This is a genomic window from Pseudomonas brassicacearum subsp. neoaurantiaca (genome assembly GCF_013608025.1).
GTDB lineage: Bacteria > Pseudomonadota > Gammaproteobacteria > Pseudomonadales > Pseudomonadaceae > Aquipseudomonas.
On the sequence record NZ_VDLV01000057.1, the window covers coordinates 1 to 449 of the forward strand.

Genomic DNA, 449 nt, shown 5'->3' on the forward strand with positions numbered 1-449 from the left:
AGCTATCAGCGGGCGAGTTTTTCGGCGTTTACCGTGGAGCGATTGGCGGCGCATCTGACCCAGCTTTTAGGGCAGATGACCGCGCAGGGCGAACGGTGTCTGGGTGAGCTGTCGATGCTGGAATTCGATGAGCATCAACGCCTGACCCATGATTGGAATCCGGTGGATGCGCCTTTCGAGCAAGACCTGTGCATTCATCAGTTAATCGCCCGCCAAGCGGACAGCACCCCGGATGCCTTGGCGGTGACGTTCAATGATGTTCGTCTGAGCTACAGCGAACTCGACGGTCGCGCCAATCGCCTGGCTCACAAGCTCATCGAACTGGGCGTCGGCCCTGAAGTGCGCGTCGGCGTGGCGATGCCGCGTTCCGAGCGGTTGCTTATCGCTTTGCTGGCGGTGCTCAAGGCGGGTGGCGCGTATGTGCCGCTGGACCCGGATTACCCGGCCGA

At 61.2% G+C, this 449-nt stretch carries 1 protein-coding gene; it reads left to right on the forward strand.

Annotated elements, in window-relative coordinates:
• Positions 1–449: AMP-binding protein (locus tag FHK92_RS28265; protein WP_181290540.1), on the forward strand; the 449-nt coding region annotated here is incomplete at both ends.